This is a genomic window from Burkholderia paludis (assembly GCF_000732615.1).
GTDB classification, from domain to species: domain Bacteria; phylum Pseudomonadota; class Gammaproteobacteria; order Burkholderiales; family Burkholderiaceae; genus Burkholderia; species Burkholderia paludis.
On the sequence record NZ_JPGL01000095.1, the window covers coordinates 1 to 23,192 of the forward strand.

20 protein-coding genes and 4 pseudogenes are annotated in these 23,192 nt (G+C 58.6%); 5 read left to right on the top strand and 19 right to left on the bottom strand.

The window, feature by feature from the left end; translation table 11 throughout:
• Nucleotides 1–382: pseudogene (locus GQ56_RS0136705) on the bottom strand (hypothetical protein); the annotation flags it as partial.
• A 496-nt stretch (nt 383–878) separates the two neighbouring features.
• Between GQ56_RS0136705 and GQ56_RS0136710 the strand changes: the two are divergent.
• The 3 genes from GQ56_RS0136710 to GQ56_RS0136720 all read left to right on the top strand — a co-directional run bounded on the left by GQ56_RS0136710 (nt 879) and on the right by GQ56_RS0136720 (nt 4,174).
• Nucleotides 879–2,381 (top strand): catalase, encoded by a 1,503-nt coding sequence (locus GQ56_RS0136710; protein WP_200878023.1) that lies wholly within the window; start codon nt 879–881, stop codon nt 2,379–2,381.
• Between the two features lie 89 nt (nt 2,382–2,470).
• Entirely contained in the window at nt 2,471–3,112 is a 642-nt protein-coding gene (locus GQ56_RS0136715; RefSeq protein WP_031403385.1) for an ankyrin repeat domain-containing protein, read from the top strand.
• A 129-nt stretch (nt 3,113–3,241) separates the two neighbouring features.
• Complete coding sequence (locus GQ56_RS0136720) at nt 3,242–4,174, top strand: SDR family oxidoreductase (protein WP_031403386.1); 933 nt, start codon at nt 3,242–3,244, stop codon at nt 4,172–4,174.
• Nucleotides 4,175–4,341: 167 nt separating this feature from the next.
• Here GQ56_RS0136720 and GQ56_RS0136725 read toward each other — a convergent pair whose 3' ends face one another.
• The 3 genes from GQ56_RS0136725 to GQ56_RS0136735 are packed head-to-tail and all read right to left on the bottom strand — an operon-like array spanning nt 4,342 to nt 8,073.
• A complete protein-coding gene (locus GQ56_RS0136725) occupies nt 4,342–5,637 on the bottom strand; it encodes an MFS transporter (RefSeq protein WP_031403387.1) in 1,296 nt (431 codons plus the stop codon).
• Between the two features lie 16 nt (nt 5,638–5,653).
• Entirely contained in the window at nt 5,654–6,826 is a 1,173-nt protein-coding gene (locus tag GQ56_RS0136730) for a porin (protein ID WP_031403388.1), read from the bottom strand.
• Between the two features lie 59 nt (nt 6,827–6,885).
• Nucleotides 6,886–8,073 carry a M20 aminoacylase family protein gene (locus tag GQ56_RS0136735; protein WP_031403389.1) on the bottom strand — a complete coding sequence of 396 codons (1,188 nt, stop codon included), beginning with the start codon at nt 8,071–8,073 and terminating at the stop codon, nt 6,886–6,888.
• 119 nt (nt 8,074–8,192) lie between these two features.
• On the opposite strand from GQ56_RS0136735, the gene GQ56_RS0136740 reads away from it, so the two are divergent.
• Entirely contained in the window at nt 8,193–9,110 is a 918-nt protein-coding gene (locus tag GQ56_RS0136740; RefSeq protein WP_031403390.1) for a LysR family transcriptional regulator, read from the top strand.
• A 90-nt stretch (nt 9,111–9,200) separates the two neighbouring features.
• Nucleotides 9,201–9,326 (top strand): annotated as a pseudogene (locus tag GQ56_RS45170) (transposase); the annotation flags it as partial.
• A 210-nt stretch (nt 9,327–9,536) separates the two neighbouring features.
• On the opposite strand, the gene GQ56_RS45175 reads toward GQ56_RS45170, so the two are convergent.
• The 15 genes and pseudogenes from GQ56_RS45175 to GQ56_RS0136785 form a co-directional block, all read right to left on the bottom strand.
• Nucleotides 9,537–9,938, bottom strand: coding sequence for a restriction endonuclease subunit S domain-containing protein (locus GQ56_RS45175; RefSeq protein WP_152601972.1), 402 nt, complete (start codon nt 9,936–9,938; stop codon nt 9,537–9,539).
• Between the two features lie 9 nt (nt 9,939–9,947).
• Nucleotides 9,948–10,628 (bottom strand): RHS repeat-associated core domain-containing protein, encoded by a 681-nt coding sequence (locus GQ56_RS47115; protein ID WP_081895028.1) that lies wholly within the window; start codon nt 10,626–10,628, stop codon nt 9,948–9,950.
• Between the two features lie 84 nt (nt 10,629–10,712).
• Entirely contained in the window at nt 10,713–11,249 is a 537-nt protein-coding gene (locus tag GQ56_RS45180; RefSeq protein ID WP_152601973.1) for a hypothetical protein, read from the bottom strand.
• A 278-nt stretch (nt 11,250–11,527) separates the two neighbouring features.
• A pseudogene (locus GQ56_RS0136755) lies at nt 11,528–12,004 on the bottom strand (IS3 family transposase); the annotation flags it as partial.
• 65 nt (nt 12,005–12,069) lie between these two features.
• Nucleotides 12,070–12,330, bottom strand: coding sequence for a PAAR domain-containing protein (locus GQ56_RS42460; RefSeq protein WP_075123102.1), 261 nt, complete (start codon nt 12,328–12,330; stop codon nt 12,070–12,072).
• Between the two features lie 149 nt (nt 12,331–12,479).
• Nucleotides 12,480–12,959, bottom strand: a complete 480-nt coding sequence (locus tag GQ56_RS45965; protein WP_152601974.1) for a hypothetical protein — start codon at nt 12,957–12,959, stop codon at nt 12,480–12,482.
• A 183-nt stretch (nt 12,960–13,142) separates the two neighbouring features.
• Nucleotides 13,143–13,694 (bottom strand): RHS repeat domain-containing protein, encoded by a 552-nt coding sequence (locus tag GQ56_RS0136760; protein ID WP_031403393.1) that lies wholly within the window; start codon nt 13,692–13,694, stop codon nt 13,143–13,145.
• A gap of 18 nt (nt 13,695–13,712) precedes the next feature.
• A complete protein-coding gene (locus GQ56_RS45190) occupies nt 13,713–14,612 on the bottom strand; it encodes a hypothetical protein (RefSeq protein ID WP_152601975.1) in 900 nt (299 codons plus the stop codon).
• A 382-nt stretch (nt 14,613–14,994) separates the two neighbouring features.
• Nucleotides 14,995–15,558: pseudogene (locus GQ56_RS47120) on the bottom strand (RHS repeat-associated core domain-containing protein); the annotation flags it as partial.
• Nucleotides 15,559–15,599: 41 nt separating this feature from the next.
• Complete coding sequence (locus GQ56_RS45195) at nt 15,600–16,070, bottom strand: hypothetical protein (RefSeq protein ID WP_152601976.1); 471 nt, start codon at nt 16,068–16,070, stop codon at nt 15,600–15,602.
• A gap of 2 nt (nt 16,071–16,072) precedes the next feature.
• Nucleotides 16,073–16,360 carry an HNH endonuclease signature motif containing protein gene (locus tag GQ56_RS45745; protein WP_075123104.1) on the bottom strand — a complete coding sequence of 96 codons (288 nt, stop codon included), beginning with the start codon at nt 16,358–16,360 and terminating at the stop codon, nt 16,073–16,075.
• A gap of 22 nt (nt 16,361–16,382) precedes the next feature.
• Nucleotides 16,383–17,512, bottom strand: a protein-coding gene (locus GQ56_RS0136775; protein ID WP_152601978.1) for an IS3 family transposase whose coding sequence is annotated in 2 segments (ribosomal slippage) — nt 16,383–17,263 and nt 17,263–17,512 — 1,131 coding nt in all. Because the reading frame shifts where the segments join, the coding sequence is not laid out codon by codon here.
• Nucleotides 17,513–17,678: 166 nt separating this feature from the next.
• A complete protein-coding gene (locus GQ56_RS42475; protein WP_075123105.1) occupies nt 17,679–17,939 on the bottom strand; it encodes a PAAR domain-containing protein in 261 nt (86 codons plus the stop codon).
• A gap of 294 nt (nt 17,940–18,233) precedes the next feature.
• Nucleotides 18,234–18,998 carry a hypothetical protein gene (locus GQ56_RS45205; RefSeq protein WP_152601979.1) on the bottom strand — a complete coding sequence of 255 codons (765 nt, stop codon included), beginning with the start codon at nt 18,996–18,998 and terminating at the stop codon, nt 18,234–18,236.
• Nucleotides 18,999–19,001: 3 nt separating this feature from the next.
• The gene (locus GQ56_RS0136785; protein ID WP_235212824.1) at nt 19,002–23,153 is read right to left on the bottom strand and encodes an RHS repeat-associated core domain-containing protein; all 4,152 of its coding nucleotides are present in this window, start codon (nt 23,151–23,153) and stop codon (nt 19,002–19,004) included.
• Nucleotides 23,154–23,192: the final 39 nt, after the last annotated feature.

Sequence of the window (23,192 nt, forward strand, 5' to 3'; positions counted from 1 at the left end):
GGTTCGGGGCCGGTCGCTCGCCCTTGACTACGTCCATGCGAAGCAAGGCGGACGCACCGAGCCCGTTCTGAAACTGGCGCGACGGATTCACGTGTCGCGGAAAGAGACGCTGTGCAAACGACAGCAGGTTGGTCTGCACCCGCGTCTGGCGCCAATAGCTGTCGCTCCGGTCGATCATGGTCGCCGTCGCCCGACGCGACCGCGACGGGACGTTGCGCAACGCAGGAAAAGACGCGTGCAGCGTCAGGGCCGCCAGAATCCTGCCGCCCGGCTGCACCACGCCCTCGTTTCGGGCGCCATCCTCCGCAAAGGCGACTCCGCCCGTCAACACCGATGCAAGGATGGCCAATCGCCAGTGCCGTAAAAACCAACGCTTGAACATTCCCGATTCCTCACATGAACCAGCGCGGTTTCGAATCATCGGTCGGGCCGGCACCGCGCACCGGGCAACGACTTAAAAGGCTTGCGACAAAATCCTAAGATTGAAGTCAGGTTGAATGTCAAGCGATGGATGCGTTACGTCACGCATGACCGTGCGCGTCGAGGCGATGTCCGTCCGCCCAGCAGCACGCGACCGTCCGCATCGCCCGTCACCCGAACAGTGCCATCTCGCTGCGGACTGGTTCGATATGCAGATCGGCTATCCGCGATGTCGATCGCATCGTTCATCCCGATATGGCGGGCCTTCCAGGCAATTTTAAAATCATTTAGTCATCTTGAATATATATTGATTAAAAAGCCCCCTATCGCGCAATTAGCAAGATTCAATTGGTTTATCGCACATCGACAAGATTAAATGTCGTCGGGATCTTCACCACCCACGTTAATCAAGGAACTGCATCGATATGTCACACCCCGCGAATCGTTTTTTGCAGAGCATGATTGCCGCGGCCTGCGTCGCACTGGCTTCATCCTCGCATGCTGCCGATCTGACGCGCGACAACGGCTCGCCCGTCGGCGACAACCAGAATTCCCAGACGGCCGGGCCGAACGGCCCGACGCTGCTGCAGGACTCGCATCTCATCGAGAAACTCCAGCGCTTCGATCGCGAACGCATCCCCGAGCGCGTCGTGCATGCCCGCGGCACCGGCGCATTCGGTGAATTCGTGCCGAGCGCCGACCTCAGCGACCTGACCACGGCCAAGGTCTTCACGCCCGGTACGAAGACGCCCGTGTTCGTGCGCTTCTCAACCGTGATGGGTTCGCGCGGCTCGCCCGAGCAGGCGCGCGATCCGCGCGGCTTCGCGGTGAAGTTCTACACCGAGCAGGGCAACTGGGATCTCGTCGGCATCAACCTGCCGATCTTCTTCATCCGCGACGCGATCAAGTTCCCGGACTTCGTCCATGCGAACAAGCCAAGCGCGGTAACCGGCGTTCAGGACCCGAACCTCGCGTTCGACTTCTTCGCCCATACGCCCGAAGCGACCAGCATGCTGACCCGGCTGTACTCGTCCGAAGGCATGCCCGATTCGTACCGGCACATGGACGGGTTCGGCGTGCACGCGTTCAAGTTCGTCAGTGCCGACGGCAAATTCACCTACGTGAAGTTTCACTGGAAGAGCCGGCAAGGCATGCAGGGGCTGCGCCCGAAGGACATCCCGGGCTCGATCGGCGCGGACTGGAACCTGATGACGAACGACCTGTACGGCGCGCTGAAGGCCGGCGACGCACCGAAGTGGGATCTCTACATCCAGGTGCTGAAGCCGTCCGAGCTCAACGCGTTCGACTTCAACCCGCTCGACGACACGAAGGTGTGGGCCGGCGTGCCGGAGCGCAAGGTCGGCACGATGACGCTGAACCGCGTGCCGGACAACTACTTCGAGTCGACCGAGGAATCGGCGTTCGCGCCGTCGCGGATGGTGCCCGGCATCGAGCCCTCGGAAGACCGCATGCTGCAGGGCCGGATGTTCTCGTACGCCGACACGCAGATGTATCGCCTCGGACCGAACTTCAACCAGTTGCCGGTCAACCGCCCGCGCGTGCCCGTCATGAACAACAACCAGGACGGCGCGATGAACTTCAGCGAGCGCAAGGGCGAAGTGAACTACGAGCCGTCGTCGCTGGGCGGACTGGCGCAGAACCCGCGCTACAAGTCGGTCCAGACGCCGCTCGCCGGCACGACGCAACAAGCCGCGATCCGCAAGACGCTGAACTTCCGGCAGGCGGGCGAGTACTACCGCACGCTGTCCGCGCAGGAGCGCCAGGACCTGCTGACCGCGCTGTCGGGCGACCTGAACCGGGTGAAGAACGACACGAACAAGTACACGATGCTGTCGTACTTCTACAAGGCCGACGCGGACTACGGCACGCGCCTCGCGCGCGCCACGCACGCCGACGTCGCCCGTGTGAAGTCGCTCGCCGACCAGCTCGTCGAGAACTGATCGGGCCATCCCGCGAGGGCCGGCATCGCGGCCTTCGCGTCCCTTCCCACCTGATTGCGCCGCGCGGCCGCGCGCGGCGCGCATCGCCGATGATGAACCGACTCCGAACCGCCCTCTCCCGCACGCTCGCGATCGCAGGCATTGCCGTGCTCACGGCCTGCGCATCCATCGCACCGCCCGCCGCCGTGCCTCACCCCGACGCGCACGCCGACCTGCGCCGCTACGACGACGCGTGGTTTGCCGCAGCGCGCCTCGGCCGCATCGATATCCTGCAGGCACTCGTCGACGCACGCTACCCGATCGACGCGGCGACCCCGGAGGGCTACACCGCCGTCATCCTCGCGACCTACCGGAACCAGCCTGAGGCGCTCGACTTTCTCCTGCGCAACGGCGCGGACCCGTGCATCGGCGACCGTCACGGCAACACGGCGCTGATGGGCGCGCTGTTCAAGGGCGAGACCGCACTCGCGAAAAGGCTGGCCGATACGCACTGCCCGATCGACCAGACCAACCACGCCGGGGAAACCGCGCTGTCGTTCGCCGCGCTGTTCGGGCGTCTCGACATGTTGCCGGTCCTCGTCGCGCACGGTGCGAATCCGGATCATGTCGATGCGCTCGGCCGCACCGCGCTGCAGACTGTCATCCTGCAAGGCAACGACGCGGCGGTCGCCGCGCTCGAGAAAGTCGGCGCGACGCCGAACGCGGACGTGACGCTGCGGTTGCGGCCATGACGCGGCGGGCATGCCGGCACGAGCACGCCCACGCGACCCCGATCGAACGCACCATTTGACATTGAAGTCGCCTTCAAGGTTAGCCTTCTGTCCATCGACACCTGACGCGGGCACACAAGGACGGACGACATGCAGACGATATTGGGTGCAAACGGGCAAATCGCCACGGAACTGGCGCGGGAATTGCGCAGACTCGACAACGGCGACATCCGTCTCGTAAGCCGCAACCCGCGCAAGGTCAACGACACCGACCACCTGGTGTCGGCCAACCTCCTGGATTCGGACCAGACCGCCCGGGCGATCCGAGGCAGCCGTATCGTCTATTTCACCGCCGGTCTGCCGCCCGACACGCATCTGTGGGAAACTCGGTTTCCCGTGATGTTGAAGCACGCGCTGGATGCCTGCCGGGCGGAAGGCGCCAGCTTCGCCTATTTCGACAACACCTACATGTATCCGCAGGACGACCGGCTGCAGACGGAGGCAACGCCCTTCGCGCCGGTGGGCCGCAAGGGCAAGGTGCGCGCGGCCATGGCGTCCGCGGTGCTCGAGGAGATGGCGCGCGGCGACATACCGGTCCTGATCGGGCGGGCGCCCGAGTTCTATGGCCCCGGCAAGACGCAGAGCTTCACGAATGCGCTGGTCATCGACAAGCTCAAGGCCGGCGCGAAGCCCAGGGTGCCGCTGCGCGACGACACCCGGCGCACGCTCATCTGGACGCCCGACGCGAGCCGCGCGCTCGCGGCCCTGGGCAACACGCCGGATGCGTTCGGCCAGACATGGCATCTGCCGTGCTGCGACGACCGGCCGACCTACCGCGAATTCGTCGCGATGGCCGGCGAGGCCTTCGGACAACCGTCCGCCTATACGGTCGTCGGGAAATGGGCCTTCATCGTCGCCGGCATGTTCTCCCGGCAGGTGCGCGAGATCAGGGAACTCCTGCCCCGCTACGAGCAGGACAACCGCTTCGATTCCACGAAGTTCAAGCGCCGGTTCCCCGGGTTCGAGGTGACGACTTACCGGGACGGTCTCGACCAGATTCGACGGGAGTCGGCAAAACGATAGGCCCTCCCGGACGATTCATCGGGAAAGGCCATCCGCCCGCTCGCACGGCGCAATGGCTCCGGCCGCTTCGCCGTCGATCACCGAACGGAAGCCGCGGCACTTGCGGCCTCCGTGGCCGACCCGCTCGACACGCATACCCGCGCGTACCGACGGCGGCGCGGTACGGATCATGTCCGCGCGCCGCCTCCGCCGGCTGCTTCCCTGAACAACGCGAGACCGGCCAGGCTGGCCATCCCGCATCCCATCACATACCACGCGGGCGCATAGAAGCTGCCGGTTGCACGCCACATCTCGCCGACGATCAGTTGCGCGAAGCCGCCGAAGATCGTCACGCCGAGCGCGTAGATCATCCCGAGCGACATCGCGCGCACCTCGGGGCGCAGCGCCTCGAGGATCATCACGAAACTGGCCGGACTCGACAGCGTCATCAGCCCGATCAGCACGATCACGACCGCCATCGCGGTGACCGCCGACGGCCAGGTGCGCAGCGCATAAAACGCCGGCAATACGAGCAGGGTCGACACGATGCACACCGCGCGCACCAGCGGCTTGCGGCGGCGCACGCGGTCCGCGAGCCGCCCAGCGAACGGCGAGCCGACCAGCAGGACGATGCCCGCCGTGCAGCCCGACAGCAGCGACACCGATGCCGGCATGCCTGTCGTCAGCGTCAGGAACGATGGCAGGAAGAACACGATCGTGTACATCGTCGACGTGCCGCCGATCACCAGCAGCGTGCCGGCCACGACCTGCCGCCACGGAATGCGCACGCGCTCGCGCGCCGCGCCAGCCGCCGCGTGCGGCAGCGTATCGTCGAGGTGGCGCCGCAGGTAGAACCCGATCGGCCCGATCAGCAGGCCGAGCACGAACGGCACGCGCCAGCCCCACGCATGCAGCGCGTCGGGCGACAGGGCGCGCGACAGCGTCAGTGCGACGAGCGCGCCCGCGAGTGCCGCACCGCCCTGGCTCGCCATCTGCCAGCTCACGAGTTCGCCGCGCCGACGGGTGCCGCCCGACTCCATCAGCAGCGTCGTCGCCGCGCCTACTTCGCCGCCGGCCGAGAACCCCTGCAGCAGACGCCCGGCGACGATCAGCAGCGGCGCGGCGATGCCGATCTGCGCATAGGTCGGTGCGAAACCGATCATGCCGGTGCCGAGCGCCATCAGCGCGACGGTCAGCACGAGCGCGGGCTTGCGCCCGACGCGGTCCGCGTACGCGCCGATCGCGACGCTGCCGAGCGGCCGCGCAACGAAGCCGACGCCGAACGTCGCGAGCGACAGCATCAGCGCGCCCGCCTCGCTCGACGCCGGAAAGAACAGCTTGCCGATCAGCGCCGCGAAGAAGCTGTAGACGGTGAAATCGAAGAATTCGAGCCCGTTGCCGAGCGCGGCCGCGACGATCGTGCGACGCGTCGCGCGCCGACCGGCCTCGGCCGGCATCGCGGCCGTGCGATTCAGTGTGGTCATCGGAGAGCGGTCCTGATCAGAAGTTGTGGTACATGCCGAGCGACATCGTGACGGGCGTCATCCCGGTGCGCGGCACGGTGCTGCCCGGCTCGGTCGGCAACGGATTGCCGTTCAGCAGCACCGTCGAAATCCCGTAGTTGCGGATGAAGCCGGCCCGCGCATAGAGGCCGGTGCGCTTCGACAGCAGGTAGTCGTAGCCGAGCATCACGCCGAGCGCCGAATCCTTCGCGGGCTGGCCGGCTGCATCGCGCACGCCGGACGTATCGCGATAGACGACCGACGCGCGGATCGCATGGACGCCGAACGGCACGATCGTGCCGACCGTATAGACGCGCGCGATGCCGTCGCCGGCCAGCTTCGGCGCGTACTGGTTGAACGACGCGGACAGCACGAGCCGACCGGTGTCGTGGACGACGCCGAGCCCGTACAGGTCGTTGCGCACGGTGCTCGCGCCATCGGTGCCCCACGTCTGGTTGTAGCTCGCGGCCAGATAGGTCGTGCCGTTGTACCACTGCAGCAGCGCGCCCTGCGCGGACGCCGCCGGCGCGCGCCCGGCGACGTTGCTCGGCGCGAGCATCAGCATCAGCGACGTGGTGCCGGCGACGATCGGCGTACGGTAGGTGATCGCATTGTCGATCCGCGCCGGCAACTGCGTCGCGCCCGGGCCGAGATCCGAGTTGTAGCCGACGCCGCGGCTCGTCTGCACGGCCGCCGCGCCGAGCCACGTATACACCGAGTTCGTGCCCACCGTGCCGAACACGTCGATGAACAGCGGCAGCGCCGTGCCGATCTGCTTGCCGAAGCGCAGCCGCCCGTAGCTGTCCGACGACAGGCCCACCCACGACTGCCTGTTGTAGGTCGACTGTGCGTCCTGCTGCGCGCCGCTGTTCGCGAGGAATCCGCTCTCGAGATTGAATTCGGCGCGCCAGCCGCCGCCGAGGTTCTCGCGGCCGAACAGGCCGAACTTCGACGTCCACTCGCCGCCGCTCTGCGTCTGCCACAACGAACGGCCGCCGACCGTCTGGTAGTTGATCCCCATGTCGAGCGAGCCGTACAGCGCGACGCCTTCCGTCATGCGGCCGTTGTACTCGGGCACGGCCGCGAGCAGCACGTCCTGGTACGGCACGGCGCGCGCATTGCCGGCGCCGAGCACGAGGCAGGCCGCACCCAGTGCAAATCGTCTTTTCATTCGGGTTCCTTATCGTTGTGCCAGCGGATCGCCGCTCCCCTGCCATTTCCCCGCGCGCGTCAGTCCACCGTCAGGTAGCGCTCGGCGACACCCGCGAGATAGGCGGCGCCCCAGCCCAGCGCGGCGTCGTTGAAGTCGTAGTGCGGGTTGTGCACCGAACAGCCGCCCTGCGAATCGATGCCGTTGCCGAGCAGCACGTAGCAACCCGGCACGCATTCGGTCATCCACGAGAAGTCCTCGCTGCCCATCACGCCGTCGGGCAACAGCGTGAGCGCGCCGTCGCCCGCCAGCGCCGCGATCGTCTCGACCGCGAGATCCGACGCAGCGCGATCGTTGTCGACGACGCGCGAAATCGGCTGATAGTCGACCTGTGCGGTCATCCCGTACGCTTGCGCGTGCGCGTCGACGATCCGGTGGATTCGCTCCTCGATTTCGTTGCGCGTGGCCGCGTCGAGCGCCCGCACCGACAACTGCAGCGTCGCGTCCTGCGGAATCACGTTCGGCGCGGTACCCGCATGGAACGTGCCGACGGTCACGACCGCCGGCTTCGTCGGGTCGATATTGCGGGAAACGATCGATTGCAGCGCGGTCACGAGATAGGCGCCCGCGACGATCGGGTCGCTCGCGAGCTGCGGCATCGCGCCGTGCCCCCCCTTGCCCGTCAGTGTGATCGTCACTGAATCGGACGAGGCCATCATCGGCCCGTAGCGCAGCGCGAAATGGCCGACCGGCACGCCCGGCGCGTTGTGCAGCGCATACACGCGTTCGCACGGGAACCGCTCGAACAGGCCTTCGTCGATCATTCGTTTCGCGCCGCCGAGCCCTTCCTCGGCCGGCTGGAAGATCAGGTTCAGCGTGCCGTCGAAGCGCCCCTGCACGGCGAGATAGTGCGCGGCGGCGAGCAGGATCGCCGTATGGCCGTCGTGCCCGCACGCGTGCATCGTGCGCGCGACCGTGCTCGCATACGGCAGCCCCGTCGCCTCCTGGATCGGCAGCGCATCCATGTCGGCGCGCAGGCCGAGCGTGCGCGCCGACGCGCCGCGCCGCAACCGGCCGACGACGCCCGTGCCGCCGACACCGGTCGTCACGTCATAGCCCCACTCCGCCAGCCGCTCCGCGACGAGCTGTGCAGTGCGGGTCTCGGCGAAGCCGAGTTCGGGGTGGGCGTGGATGTCGCGGCGGATCGCGACAAATCGGGACTCGGACTCGCGGATCGCCGCGAGCACGTGAGCAAGTTCCTGCGTCATTGAGGGGCTCCATGGGATCGGCCGCCGCGCGACCGTCGCAGCCAAGCATAGAGAGACGCTTCCGGTCAAAAAACTCACTAATTTTGATATGAATAACTTCCGGTGATATCTTCCGCATCATGAAAACCCATCAATTGCGCGCACTCGTGGCCGTGGCGACGGCCGGCAGCATCAAGGGCGCCGCCACGGCGCTGCACGTCACGCAGCCGGCGGTCAGCAAGGCGATCCAGGAACTGGAGAACGAGTTCGGCGTGCCGCTGCTCGAGCGCAAGCCGTGGGGCGTCGTGCCGACCCCGGAAGGCGACGCGCTGCTTGGGCGCGCGCAGGCGGTCATGCGCGAGCTCGAACGGGCGCGCGAGGACATGGCGCACATGAAGGGGTTGCGCGACGGCCGGCTCGTGATCGGCTTCACGCCAATCGTCGCGGTGACGGGCTTCGCGGACGCGTATGCGGCGTTTCGCCGTCACTGGCCGCACGTCCAGTGCGAACTGCGCGAGATGACCTTCAACCTGCTCGCCGAGCAGTTGCGCAACCGGACGCTCGATCTCGCGTTCGCCGCCGTCACGGGCCCGGTCGTCGAGTCGGCCGACGTGAAGGCGATCCGCACATTCGACACCGCGTTCGTCACGCGCGAGAACGGGCGCTTTGCGGGCGCGACGTCGCTCGATGCGCTGCGCGACGCGGAATGGATCCACGCCGACGCGAGCGAGAGCTTTCCCGTGTATATCCGCGGCCTGCACGAGCGCGCAGGCCTGCCCCCGCCGCGCTGCATCACGCGCTGCACGTCGTATGCGCTGTTCTACAGCCTGCTCGTGACCACGGATGCAGTCTTTTCGTGGACCCGGCACTCGCTCGCCGAGACCGTGTTCGGCCTGAAACTGACGCCGTTGCCGCTGCCGATGTCACCGCCGCCGCTTCAGCTGTACCGGCTCACGCCGCCGGGATTGCAACTGACGCGGCCTGCGTCGGATTTTCTTGCGCATTTTGAAACTGCGTTTGCGTCGCAGTCGTTTGTCGGTGATGCGCGGTTGGGTTGATGCTGGGCAGGGGCGTCGTGTCGTGCGGTAATACCCCCGGCCAGTAAGCGGGATCGGAAGTAGAATTTCCAGCAAAGGGAGTTCTACGCAATGAAGAAGTCGAAGTTCACGGATAGCCAGATCATGGATGCGCTCAAGCGGGCGGAGTCCGGGCTGGCGGTGCCGGAGATTTGTCGGGAGCTGGGTATCAGCACGGCGACCTTTTACATCTGGAAAAACGCTTGCAGAGTCAGAAACAGTCTCCCACTCGTCAAATTTATCAAATGGATCGTCAGTGGCAAAGTGACGCGCAGCGACAGCATCCGAAATTATAAATTTCCCAGACAAATCACCTTTATACGGCCCACCATAAAAAGAGCCTCTCTCAAGAAATCTGACAAATACGTCCGCCTCATTTAAAATCTGCTGCCATGTCTTCATCACGCGCTAACCGGGCAAGAGGGAAGCACGCGCCTGCTCCAACACTGCGTAGAATTTTTTCTGACTCTCCAGCGAAACTTTCAGCTTCGGCATCAGGTCAATGGACCGATTCAACGCATCGAAGAGCATTGCCATCTTCCCGTCCGGGCTGGACTGCTTGAACTCATCGTGAGGAATTTGAATTCTGAATTCAAGTACCGTTCCTTTCGACGACCTCTTAGCAATCTCTGGGAAACTAGAGAGGAATGCATCAGAAAGAATTATCGGTATCAATGTCCACTTTTCAGCCTTTTCATCAAATTCAACTCCTTCCAGAGCGCGATTCACAACAGGTTCAATTTCATTGATCGCGATTCTGGACGACTCTTCTACGTCAAGCTCAATTTCACCCGATGTCCATAGTTTCATTTTCCAATCCTAGTAATCACTCAAATTTAGACGTGGGCGCTGCCCACCATGCGCAGCCTTGTAGTCCAGAATCTTCTGGTGTTGCCAGCAGTGCATCTGGCGTTTGGTGCCTGCTGCTTCCGGAACCATACGAGCATTCTCACTCTCCAGATATTTGTCTGTGTATCGAGCCTTACCACGAGTGGTCTCACCGTACTTCAGAATCTCGCCTGTCGTCCGATCGCGCAATGTGTAACCGATCGCCGGAATCTTACTGTCCAGATCGTTGCCATGAAGATCACAGCCCTTCGCTGGTAGTGGCGGCTTATTCGGGTTCTGGCCCACCCCAAACCGGCCATTTGATCTTCTCGGCTGCCCTGGCCACAATCCTAATGGGTCGACCCACTCAGTCGAGTTAGGAGCATAGGCATGGACGTTGATGCCACCGGCCAACCCGATCGGGTCCTTGCTGATGAACCGTCCCGAGTTCGGATCGTAATACCTGTGCAAGTTGTAGTGAAGGCCAGATTCGTGATCGAAGTATTGCCCTTGGAAGCGGATCGGATTACGGATACCGGCCTTGCGCGCCGCCTCGCTAATGATCTCCTTCGCTTCACCCCACGCCTTGTAACGCGCTGACCAGGCGACCTCGCCTGTAATCGTTTCAGGTGTAGTGCGTCCCCACCTCAAGCCTTGTAGTGCACCGATCAAGCGATTTCACCTGCCTCGCCAGTCACATCCTGCGACGCCCCTAGATGATTCTTCCGTTACGTAAGAACGCGCACATTCAGAAATTTAATCCTTTGAATAAACCAGAATCTCCCCCTCTGGAAACCCGCCCTTCCATCCACAAGGAATACCACCACCCTGATAGATTTCATACATCCTATCGGCAAGCGGAAGTTGCTCATCGAAAAACGTCTTGTTTACAAGGAAAATATAGAAATTTCCACAAATAACATCAACAATCGAGCCCGACACTTCAAATTCCTTGCCCTTCGAAATTAGAGCGGGCATCAACTTTCCATCAAATATTTCATAAATATTTAGAGAAAATTCATCACCCAAACCCAAACCATCCTGCAAATCCATTTGCTCAACAGCTCTCGAATTATTCTCCAGAATATTAGTCCAGCACTGATACTCACCACCCTTAATTACATCAACATCCTGATCGCAAGCAAAAATTTCCGCATCCTTTTCATTCGTCACGATAACTTCACCTTTACGAGGCAAGACTCCACCGCACAAAAATTTTGGCCCATTTATCAGAGAAAGAAGCTCCTCAGCACATACACGAAGCCTTACTACATACCGCTCCCGAGTAGTCACAGAAAATATCCAAATTAAAATTTACTTAAAATATCACTCCACACCGACTGACTAGCCCCTTGATCGCTAACTATTGGATTATCACTTCGCCTAGTGCCGACCTCAGTGTTTCCCGCATCCCTCTCAAGGCCGATCTCCGAGATTCACAATTCTTTATAGTACCAACCCGATCAAGCGTTGACTTAAGCGCTCTATCATACATAGGGTGTTGTGCATTATGTTGAGACTTCCAAAAATAGCGCTCTGAACCGCACCGGGAATCGTAGAGGCCGGTTGGTTTAAGTTAACGCAGGCACGTCAGCGGCATTTCTGAGTTGCCTGTAGTAGTTTGCCTCAGCCTCAGCGGGCGGGATATAGCCGAGCGGTTCCATCAGTCGATGATGGTTGTACCAGGCCACCCATTCCAGCGTTGCCAGTTCGACGGATTCCCTCGTTTTCCAAGGGGCGCGCCGATGAATCAGTTCCGTCTTGTACAGGCCGTTGATCGTTTCGGCCAGCGCATTGTCGTAGCTGTCGCCCCGGCTGCCGACCGACGGCTCGATGCCGGCCTCAGCCAGCCGTTCGCTGTAGCGGATGCTGACGTATTGAGATCCTCTGTCGGAACGATGAATCAAAGTCCCGTCGTCACCCGGTTGGCGGGCGTACAGCGCTTGTTCAAGTGCATCCAGAACGAAGTCCGTGGTCATCGACGAGCTGACGCGCCAGCCAACAATACAGCGGGCAAACGCGTCGACAACGTGCTGCGTGGCAAGCCACGGAACCAGCCTACTATCGAGCAAACTAAATTGAAGCATCAAAATTAGACATCGAAGACTTGGCACTACTCGAAGTAAACTTTCGGCAGCGATGAGATCAGCCGACAACCGCATGCGCAACGATGGCCGTGCAGCGCAAACAGCTTCTGGTCACAATCGGGATACTTGTCAGCACCCTCGACAATGAAGGTCGGGCCGTGCAGGTCGCAGGACGCCTCGTCGCCTTTGCGAGCAATGGCTATACCCATGAACGTTATCCACGGCGAGCCGCTAGTGACTACGCCACCGTGTTCGAGTTTGTCGCCTTTACGAATAGGAGATTGCATATATTGACTACCGAGCTTAGCATTGTCTTTTGGAGCGTCCTGACTCCCCCTTGTAACGCGCTGAACAAGTAATCTCACCTGCCTCGTCTGTCACCTCCTGCCATCGACTTGCCGCTTTCCATGCGGCTACGAACCGAACTCCGTGCTTTTCAAGGAATGGGGTGATTTGAGAAAACTACCAATTCTCCATTAGGGTAGTTTCCTTCCCAGCCACATGGAATGCCACCATCAAGATAAATTTGTTCGATCTGCCTCCACAACGGGTGAACCTCTCCGTAGGCGTAGCAATGAAGCAATCGAGATACGTCACCCTCCATATTTTGAATCAGTGGATACTCACTTACTCCGGAATAGTTTTTCCCATGAATTTGATCGAGCACGCTCAATATTTTACTCTCGATACTACGCGACATATCAGGCCAAGCCGGAGTAATAGACTCCAAAATTCCTTGCCAATCTGAAAATTTATCCCCTGAGTCATCAGTCGAATATTCAGCAGCGAGAGAAGCATCAAAGATAATTTTCCTCCCAACAACCTCCCCCTTGCATGGCCCTTCAAAAAAAATCGACTTTTTCAAATAATCAAGAATCTGATTTGCATCCTTTTCCACATCAGCCCAAGCCCTCATACCCCCCTTTTAATAGTGTCTCGAATCGAACTCATCCAGTTAAGTTTGACCTCAGATGTTCCACCCTCTCCCTCAGAGTACATTGACAAACTACCGCTCCGCAACTGAGCACCCGCAGCTGATTGGATAGATTTGATTTTCATACATCCATTTACTTTTGGAAGCTTTAATCGATTTGCCACATCAAGTGCGCCTCGAATAGCGTACGTGTAGCCTGCGTGGTATCCATTGTGAATGGTCTTCCCATACCCTCCGCCTGATTTCGTTCCAGGTGTAGTGCGTCCCCGCGTACTCGCGCAGCAGGTTGTCCAGCAGCGTCGGACGCCCCTGGATTCGACTCGAATATCCTGGCGTGTTTTGATCAGGTGATTCGAAGCGTCGCGTCGGCGCGTCGTCCAGCAGGTTGCCCGCGGGATCGAACGCGAAGGTTTCCTCGCCCAGCATGCCGGTAGCCGCCACCAATCGCCCGACCGGGTCGTAACGGTAGGTCCGCATCCCGTTCTGCGTATCCTCGATGCGTTCCAACTGACCGGCTCGGTCGTAGGTATAGCTGCGTTGCACCAGCAGTTTGCCGCCTTGCGTTTCGCTCCGGCTTGCAATCAACTTCTGCTGTTGCAGCCATCCTGCCAAATCGTACTGTTGCTTCTGCGTCAGGCCATTGCCTTGCACCCGTTCGATTTCTCGATGCAGGTCATCGCGTTCGATCTGGACGAGCTCCGTGTCGTTCAGCATCATGCCGACGCCCGCCCCATATCAAACTATAGATTCATAAAACACCTTGGATCGATAAGGCAGATTTAAAAACCCCATCTCACCAATCACCCCCACATCCTTATCAATGACTCTAATACATCTGAAATAGATCAAATTTGGTAAATGCCTAATAAAATCAATATTTTCCGCCACCTCGAGCCACACAGTTTTAAGATTAATTTTTTTAGATAAAAAACTCCAATTTTTAATTCCACGAAACTTCTCAAACATTATGTGCTCGACCGATTTCGCCTCCAATAACGCACTAACATCTGCAAGTCTTCGACAAGAAACAACATGAACCATTGCCAAGCGCGAGAGCCCCTCAATGCCATGAAGACTTCTAACCCCCCCCTCAACAAGACACAATCTCTTTAATTTATTCAAGCCCGCGAGAGGCATAAGATCCTTCCCCGGGTAGTGATAGATAGCCAAATCCACAATATCGGGAAACTGCCCAATCCAAAACAAATCGGATTCGGAAAATAATTCGGCAGTGATTTTTTTTAAGAAAGGCAATTTATCGCTTAATGGCAACCCCTCCGGAAAACCATCTCTTACCGAGATTTCTCGCAAATTTTCAAAAACCAAGTCACTCGAAAATTTTAAAACATCACCCCTTTGCAAATTTAAATAAAGGCGCTCAATAAATTTTACTTTTACCTTCCCAAAATCAAAAACCATCGAATCGGAAGAATTATTTGAAATCGACAGTATTTTTATTTTGAAATTTGAAAGAAAATCCACATAATCATCAATTGATGAGTTTATTATGGAAAATGAAACAAACTCCCCCGATTCGTCCTTTGCAATAGTAATCTCGCCATTCTCCGACACCATAATGGGACCATCCGGCCCCAAAAAATCAGTTCCAAATAATTTCACATTTTCTGATGACATATTACACCCCAGAGCCAACCGGTTTTGCCGTAAGCTTTGCAAGCAAGACTGCCGTATCCTTTGCAACCGAAGAGGACAAAGCCAAACACCCTCCCGCCTTAATCGCTTCCGCAGCCTTCTTTGTTCCAGGAGAATCAATTCTATTTAATGTTGGCTTTGCCCCGGGCAAAGTCGGATACAACCTCATCGCCGCACTCTCCACCATCAGCGCATAATCGTCTTCTGAGACATTTGCACACGGAGATTTAGTATCCATGTGCGTCCCTCGAGAAACACCAGAAGGCCCGCCAGCCTCTCTATTTACCGAAGATTTATAACGGTTGTAGGGCCCCTTACCGATATAAGCCTCGCCTGAAGTCGTTTCAAAAACATATACCCCTTTGAGCCCATAAGGGTCAATCCAACTTACAGGGTTACTGCCGTATTGATAGACGTTGATCCCGCCCGCCAGTCCGATCGGGTCCTTGCTGATGAACCGTCCCGAGTTCGGATCGTAGTATCTTTGCCGGTTGTAGTGAAGGCCCGTCTCATGATCGAAGTACTGCCCCTGGAAGCGGATCGGGTTGCGGATACCAGCCTTGCGCGCCGCTTCACTGATGACTTCCTTCGCTTCGCCCCACGCCTTGTAACGCGCCGACCAAGCAACCTCACCTGCCCCGTCCGTCACCTCCTGCGGCGTGCCGATCTGATCACACTGGTAATAGCCGATCTACGTAAAAGCCGCTGGCTTGTTCGTGCGGCTCCACAGCGGGTCACGATCAATATCGTAGTGTTCATCGTATTCCCGCTGCTCGTGCAGTTCAATCCAGCCCACGTGAACGGCTTGCGCCAGCGGAACGAAGCTATCAGGCTCGTACACATAGTGCATCGTACGGCCACTGCTGCCGCCACGCTCGCCCGTGCCACTCTCCCACGCCAGCCTATCGCCGTCCCACCCGTATAGTGTCATGCCATACCCGTTCTCCGCGTTCAGAGCACCTGTGCTCCCTACGAATCACGCTCGAAGTTATCACTCATATCAGGCTCCTCAGACTGAACCAAATCATCGTATCGATCGACTTCGTTATTTTGGTTTTCAGGAACCCAGTCATCTCCAATTTTTTGGTAGCACGATTTTCGATACCCGTATTTTTCTTGTATCGAAGAAATCTCAGCCATGAGGCTCTCCTTTTTCCTCCAAATCGAGCCGCATTCGCCGCACCCCCAAAAATTTCCTTCTTCAAAACTATCAACGTAAGAAACCCAGCCATCGCATTGACTTACAGGGCAACGAAAGGGCACATCCTTCCTTTTGCTTTCCGGCTTCCAAGCGATATCAGCATGACACGCTGGACACTCCAACATGATCAATCCACGCCCCTGATTAATGAATTTTCGCATCCTTTTCTGCAAATCTGAGGAAGGACAAAATTCCTTCTCGCAAGAATTGCATTTGACCGAGAGATCCTCATTATCCATTGTTACATATCCTCCAAACCAAATGGATTTTCCCCAGGCTCGTAGCAGTGAAGATCCTTGTTGTTTTCCCTGTGGACCGGAGACGACATTAATATCAGGTTATCGAAGCAATTCGACCCGCCCAAAAATAATGGCATCTTGTGATGAACCACCATCTCTTCTGGCACACGTCCTTTTGACATCGCACTAATTGCAGCATCCCCATATTTTTGGCGTATCGTGGTGTCTTGCGATAACTTTTTAAGGTATTGTTCCTTTGCTCCTCCGGGGCGTTCGAATTCAAGGCGCATTTTTGCAACATCCTGAGTGACCTTACCCCGCTGAGTACACCATTCGTAACTTAGTGGACTCGGCGATTTTCGATTGATGCAGTTGCCGGAATTGGTCCAGCGCCAGTTGCCCCAAGGCACTATGCGGGCGCACCGAGTTGTAGTCCGTGCGCCACGCGTCGATTCGCTTGCGTGCATCGTCGAGGCTGACGAACGCATGCTGGTTCAAACACTCTTCGCGCAGTCGGCCGTTGAAGCTCTCGATGTGCGCGTTTTCCACCGGCTTACCCGGACGGATGAACTGCAGCTTGACGCCATGTTTGTGCGCCCATGCATCGAGCGCCTTGCTGACGAACTCCGGTCCGTTATCGACCTGAATCAGGTTCGGGCACCGTCCCCGCTGGCGTAGTTGCTCCAGCACGCGCGCCACACGAACACCCGTCAACGAGAAGTCGACCTCGATGTGCGGGCACTCGCGGTTCCACGCATCAATGATGGTCAACATGCGAATGCGTCGGCCATGCACCAGCGCATCCGCGACGAAGTCCATCGCCCAACTTTCGTCGGCGCCGTGGGGCGTGGGCATAACCACACGCAGATGACTCGGACGCTTCTTTCGTCGTTTCAGGCGAAGCGACAGGCCTTCTGCACGGTACAGCCGCTCAGTCCGTTTGTGGTTCTGGACCAGCCCCTCCCGGCGTAGCAAGACGTGCAAGCGGGGCGAACCGAACCGTGGCCGCTCCTGCACCAGCTCGCGTAGCCGTTGCCGCACCTCGTGGTCGGCATCAGGCGGCAGCGGCCTTCGGAACGTCCGGCGATTCAGGCCAACGAGCGCGCACGCCCGCCGCTCCGAATAGTCGTGCTGCTCAATCACCTGCTGCACGACTTCCCGGCGCTGCGCGGGCGAACTCACTTTTTTCCGAGAACGTCCTTCAGAACCTGGATGTCCAGTGCCTGGTCGGCCACCAGCCGCTTGAGTCGCTGGTTTTCCTCCTCCAGTTGCCGCAATCGTCGCGTTTCCGACACATCCATGCCGCCGTAGCGGCTACGCCAGTTATAAAACGCCCCATCCGATATGCCGTGCTTTCGGCACAGGTCCGCAACCTTCACACCAGCATCGGCCTCCTTCAGCACCCCGATAATCTGCTCTTCGCTAAACCGCGACTTCTTCATGACACGGTTTCTCCTGCCGCCTTGCCGCTAACTTTACAGTGGGATACTTCAGAGGGGAAAGGTCAGGCAAACGCGTCGACGACGTGCTGCGTGGCAAGCCACGGAACCAGCCTACTATCGGGCAAACTAAATTGAAACATCAAAATTAGACATCCAAGACTTGGCACTACTCGAAGTAAACTTTCGGCAGCGATGAGATCAGCCGACAACCGCATGCGCAACGATGGCCGTGCAGCGCAAACAGCTTCTGGTCACAATCGGGATACTTGTCAGCACCCTCGACAATGAAGGTCGGGCCGTGCAGGTCGCAGGACGCCTCGTCGCCTTTGCGAGCAATGGCTATACTCATGAACGTTATCCACGGCGAGCCGCTAGTGACTACGCCACCGTGTTCGAGTTTGTCGCCTTTACGAATAGGAGATTGCATTTATTGATTACCGGGGTGATTACGATTTTTCAGGCTTATTACAACTCAATAAGGAGCTACCACCATTCGAAATCAATCAATTATTGTCCACGACCGCAGTACAATGCGCCAGACTCGCGCCGCTGACATAATTTATCGAAAAACATAATCCGCAGCGAGACGCGGCAAGCTCTGGCATCTCGTTTAACGTGTAGTGCATTTACGTCTGTCGATCGTACTCTTGACACCCAGTTAGGTGCTTGACTACTGCGGGCCGGGCATTTCAGCGATGCCCAGAAAGCACAAGCGAATCAATTACCAGAGACGATGCACAAGCAACTCACCTTCTGGATACTTTCCTCTCCACCCACATGGAAAGAGATGCGCGTCGTAAGCTGACTTCATTACTTTATGGAGAGGCGTATTTACGTCGACAAGCAGTCCGCGAGCAATCTCAATTAGATCGCCACATATGTCATCAAAGAACAACGCTGCCGATTTTGACATATTTTCCCCACATAAATATTCGATCGCAGGGCAGAACTCATTATTAAAACGCGACATCTCGATCAGTCTGCTGTAGCAGTAGCTACGGACCTCTCTCGCCGCTTGTGTTCGCGCTGCGTTCCACGAGTAATAAGGCGCCTCAATGTTTTGATCGTGTGCGAAGCGAGCAACCTCCTCGAGTCGCGGCACGTCAACAAAGATCAACTCTGCAGATAAAGTACTACCTGCTTGGAATATTCCGGGAATACTGTCGATAAACTGTTTGAATCGAACGCCATCATAGTTTGCAACTTGAGGCGTCTTGCTTAGCTCCGTTCGACACCGCTCCAGTTTCTCGTGTAGCGAATGGGCTATATCCGGTGCTCCGATGAGCAACGCACGCTCTATCGCCACCGAAGCCTCCTCGAAGCGTTGCCTCTTCATAAGGACATCAACGTATACTGGCAAGAGCAACTGTAGGTCCTCAGTAGAAGCTTCACGTATGAGAGCCTCTAGCGCCTGCGTCGCTTCAACCGCGCGCCCAAATTTTATTTGGGCGCGAATCTTCTTCAGTTTTTCTTCGAGCACTTTCACACCTCAGTATCGACGAGACGATCGGATATACCTATCCCAATCACCATCTTTCAACCCTGTCTTCTTTCCACACGAAGTCTTATATAGCGGCAACTTGTTCCGCCGAAGTGCGCTGTCCAAGTTGCGCTGTAGATCCTGGACGGCACGCTTTCGATCTACTTCATTGCTGTACTTTCCTTGAATGTGATCAAGTTCACTTTCAACCGCCCGGTTGTATTGACTATGATAACCATTGTGGGTCGCCATCAACCCCCCAGGCGTGGAAGGAAGCATGATAGCGTTGGACCCAGAATTCATCCGAAAGTCGATGTCTCTTAGCAATTGATGATCAGCCAATTCCTCGGGAATCACATGGTGCGCCTGCTTTCCAGACCAAGTATCGCAGCCGGTGGCCGCCTTACCAAGCTCCTGTGAATTCTTCTTCTTGCGAGCGAGACCAAGGGGATCGAACCAATCGATAGGATTTGGTGCGTACTGGTAGACATTGATCCCACCCGCCAGCCCAATCGGGTCCTTGCAGATGAACCGTCCAGAGTTTGGATCGTAGTACCTGTATCGGTTATAGTGCAGTCCCGTCTCATGGTCGAAGTACTGCCCCTGGAAGCGGATCGGGTTACGGATACCTGCCTTGCGGGCCGCCTCGCTGATGACCTCCTTCGCCTCACCCCACGCCTTGTAACGTGCCGACCAAGCGACTTGGCCTGCCTCGTCCGTCACTTCCTGTGGCGTACCGATCTGGTCACACTGGTAATAGCCAATCTGCGTGAACGCCGCTGGCTTGTTCGTGCGGCTCCACAACGGGTCACGGTCAATGTCGTAATGCTCATCGTATTCCGGCTGCTCGTGCAGTTCAATCCAGCCTCCGTGAGCTGCTTGCGCCAACGGAACAAAGCTATCCGGCTCGTACACGTAGTGCGTAGTGCGGCCACTGCTGTCGGCATGCTCGCCCGTGCCACTCTCCCACGCCAGTCTGTCTCCATCCCAGCCGTACAGCGTCAGGCCGTACCCGTACTCCGCATTCAGCCGTGCCGTCTCGGCTTCCCGATAGCCACTGCCGTCATGTGAGCTCTGCCGGACCCACGCATTCGACTTCTTCGCCACACGTCGACCCAATGCGTCGTACCAGTAGCTAACGGTCACCTTGCCGTTACTGAACTTGACGAGTCGATCCAGTCCGTCCCATTCGTACGCCGCTTGCTCGCCATTACGGCGACGTTCCGTCAGGTTGCCGTATTCGTTCCAGGTATAGTGCGTCCCAGCATACTCGCGCAGCAGGTTGTCCAGCAGTGTCGGGCGCCCCTGGATTCGACTCGAATACCCAGGTGTGTTTTGATCGGGTGATTCGAAGCGCCGCGTCTGCGCGTCGTCCAGCAGGTTGCCCGCAGGATCGAACGCGAAGGCTTCTTCGCCTAGCATGCCGGTAGCCGCCACCAGTCGCCCGACCGGGTCGTAACGGTAGGTCCGCATCCCGTTCTGCGTATCCTCGATGCGCTCCAACTGGCCGGCTCGGTCGTAGGTATAGCTGCGTTGCACCAGCAGCTTGCTGCCCTGCGTTTCGCTCCGGCTTGCCAGCTTCTGTTGTTGCAACCGGCCTGCGGCGTCGTACTGTTGTGTCTGCGTCAGGCCATTGCCCTGCACCCGCTCGATTTCTCGATGCAGGTCATCGCGCTCGATCTGGACGAGTTCCGTATCGTCCAGCATCATGCCGTGCATGTGTCCGCTGCCGTAGGTGAGCAAGCTCACCCGGTGGCCGTCCGGTCGAATCGTGGCCACCCGTTGATTCAACACGTCGTATTCGTACCGCCACACGGCGACCCGTTTATTCTTCAGGAAGCTGAAATGCTGGTGCTCTCGCGTGACGTTGCCCGCGTCGTCGTAGAACCATTGCAGCCGACTGGTGGGGTTTTCCGCCAGAATCATTTGCCCGTTGCCGTTGTACGCGAATCGCTCACGCTCGCCGTACTTCCACTGGCTGGTACCCTGGTCCCATTGGCCCGTCTGGCGTGCGGTCAGTCGGCCGACCGCATCGAATTCGACTGCCGTAATTCGACGTCCTTGCTCCCCGGTCAACACGTCCGTCAACACCCCGGATGACGGATCGTATCGATAACGCGTCGTCTTTCCATCAAAGCCCGTTTCAGCCAGCAAGCGGCCGACTGGGTCGTACGCAAACGACGTCTCCCGACCGTTTTCGTTACGCAGCGCCTCCAGCCGGCCCAGTTTGTCCCAGCGATAACCCAGCGACTCCCCGTTAGCGTCCTGACGGGTGGCAATCAGACCCGCACGCGTATAAGTCCACTCCGTGCGTCGGCGCAATCCATCGACGTGCGCCAGCAGTCGCCCTTCCGCATCGCGCTCGTATTGCTCTGTCACCCCATCGGGCCGCGTCACGTCAACCAGTTGGCCCGCCTCGTAGCGATAGCTCGTGGCCTGCCCTGCTGCATCGGTAAACCGCTCCAGCTGACCTCGCCCGTTGTACTGCCATCGACTGGTCTTGCCCGAGCAGTCCGCATAGGACGTCAACTGCCCGGTCGCGCTGTACGAGAGCTGCTTTTTGCCGCCCTTCGCGTCGATGATTTCCACCGGCTGGCCGAGCGCGTTGTTGGTGTATGCGGTTTTGTTGCCCAGCGGATCGATTTCCTCGATCAGGTGATCCTTCGCGTTGTAGTCGCGCAGCCACACGCCACCTTCGCCGTCGCGAATCTTGCGCACGTTGTCGCGGGCGTCGTAAGCGTAATACACCGTGGTACCGTCAGCCCGCGTGTGCGAAACCATATTGCTACGATCGTCGTAGGTGAAGGTTTCGACGCTTCCGTCCGGATGGAGGTGACGCACGACGTTCTTCGCCTCGTCCCGGAAAAGCCATTCCGAACGTCCGTCCGCATGTCGGATGCGGTACGTGTAGCCGAGAATGTCGTAGTAGTACCAGGTCTCGTTGCCATGAGCGTCGGTGACATAGGTTAAACGAATGTTCGGATCCCACTCGAGCTTCGTGTCGTAGGTACCGTCGTCAGCCCATTCACGCACGGCCTTGGCCGTCGCACTCGCGCCATCCCAGCGCAGATTCATCCCTCGGCCGGTACGGTCCGTGTAACGCGTAATCAGGTGGTGCTCGTACGTGTAGCTGCGGCTTGCTCCATTCTCGTCGGTTGCTGCAATCAGATCGCCTGCATCGTCGTAGGCATAGTCGGCGAGCTGACGAACTGCCTTATTGTTTTCGATCAGCCACACCTGCGCCACGCGACCCTGTTCGTCAGGCACCACGTGAACGTGGGCATCGATCTCGATCTCACCGTGATAGGACATCAGATCGGATGGCAGCAGCGCATGATTGGGCACGTGCTCCGGATGATCATAGGCCAGCGCCAAGCCCTCGCCGTTGCGCAGTACGATGCCCGTCAGGCGGAAGTGTTGGCCGTGACGCTCGTAGGTCTCTCTCACGTCGTAGCCGCGCGCGAGGGTCACCACTCGATCGGAAACCCGCACCAGCGTCAAATTTTCGATGGCGTCGTAATGAAACGCCCCGACCTTCGGCAACGGATACGCATGCGTGCGGCCATCCGCTGCGTGATAGCGAAGACTCTCCGGCAGCGCATCGTTTTGCACGATGTCGAGCCGCGTCGTGTACGGGCTAATCCAACGCGCCCCCATCACCCCGTCATCATAGGCAGCAAGATCCGACCGATACTGGCGGCTCCATGTGAACGGAAACGGTCCCGGCAACGTGAAGTCATCGTGATCGAGTCGCTCGGCTCCGCGCGCAAAACTGATACTACCTGTCGTCCCGGCTTCACGATTCTTGCAACAGTTGCCATCCCCTTCAGCATCGGCCTGCGCGCCAATTTTTTCGACCACGCCATGGCCGCGATTCTGCGCAGCCTGACCACTCTTGCCTTCCGGTATGTTCGCCGCCTGGCTCTTGCGAGGATGTTTCCGGGAAGCCTTAATGACAGCCAGCAGCAGCGTCAGCAGCTTGGCGATTTCGCCCACGCGCGGATCGGCAAGCTTAGCCAGCGCGCCTTTACACAGGCCGGCAAGTTCCCGAAGTTTCTTGTCCACGTCGGCGGCCATCTGTTCCTGCTGCTGCCGTGTCATGGTGGCATGCACCACCGCATTGGAGACCGTTTCCACATTGGCCTTGGTCGCGTGATACAACGACCAAAGGCCCTTCTTGATGCCCGCCCCCGGATCACG

What these genes read in the sequence shown, in the direction of transcription:
- GQ56_RS0136710 (WP_200878023.1), top strand. Translation starts at nt 879, where the DNA reads ATGATTGCCGCGGCCTGCGTCGCACTGGCTTCATCCTCGCATGCTGCC.
- GQ56_RS0136715 (WP_031403385.1), top strand. Translation starts at nt 2,471, where the DNA reads ATGATGAACCGACTCCGAACCGCCCTCTCCCGCACGCTCGCGATCGCA.
- GQ56_RS0136720 (WP_031403386.1), top strand. Translation starts at nt 3,242, where the DNA reads ATGCAGACGATATTGGGTGCAAACGGGCAAATCGCCACGGAACTGGCG.
- GQ56_RS0136725 (WP_031403387.1), bottom strand. Translation starts at nt 5,637, where the DNA reads ATGACCACACTGAATCGCACGGCCGCGATGCCGGCCGAGGCCGGTCGG.
- GQ56_RS0136730 (WP_031403388.1), bottom strand. Translation starts at nt 6,826, where the DNA reads ATGAAAAGACGATTTGCACTGGGTGCGGCCTGCCTCGTGCTCGGCGCC.
- GQ56_RS0136735 (WP_031403389.1), bottom strand. Translation starts at nt 8,073, where the DNA reads ATGACGCAGGAACTTGCTCACGTGCTCGCGGCGATCCGCGAGTCCGAG.
- GQ56_RS0136740 (WP_031403390.1), top strand. Translation starts at nt 8,193, where the DNA reads ATGAAAACCCATCAATTGCGCGCACTCGTGGCCGTGGCGACGGCCGGC.
- GQ56_RS45175 (WP_152601972.1), bottom strand. Translation starts at nt 9,938, where the DNA reads ATGAAACTATGGACATCGGGTGAAATTGAGCTTGACGTAGAAGAGTCG.
- GQ56_RS42460 (WP_075123102.1), bottom strand. Translation starts at nt 12,330, where the DNA reads ATGCAATCTCCTATTCGTAAAGGCGACAAACTCGAACACGGTGGCGTA.
- GQ56_RS45965 (WP_152601974.1), bottom strand. Translation starts at nt 12,959, where the DNA reads ATGAGGGCTTGGGCTGATGTGGAAAAGGATGCAAATCAGATTCTTGAT.
- GQ56_RS0136760 (WP_031403393.1), bottom strand. Translation starts at nt 13,694, where the DNA reads ATGATGCTGAACGACACGGAGCTCGTCCAGATCGAACGCGATGACCTG.
- GQ56_RS45190 (WP_152601975.1), bottom strand. Translation starts at nt 14,612, where the DNA reads ATGTCATCAGAAAATGTGAAATTATTTGGAACTGATTTTTTGGGGCCG.
- GQ56_RS45195 (WP_152601976.1), bottom strand. Translation starts at nt 16,070, where the DNA reads ATGGATAATGAGGATCTCTCGGTCAAATGCAATTCTTGCGAGAAGGAA.
- GQ56_RS45745 (WP_075123104.1), bottom strand. Translation starts at nt 16,360, where the DNA reads ATGCGCCTTGAATTCGAACGCCCCGGAGGAGCAAAGGAACAATACCTT.
- GQ56_RS42475 (WP_075123105.1), bottom strand. Translation starts at nt 17,939, where the DNA reads ATGCAATCTCCTATTCGTAAAGGCGACAAACTCGAACACGGTGGCGTA.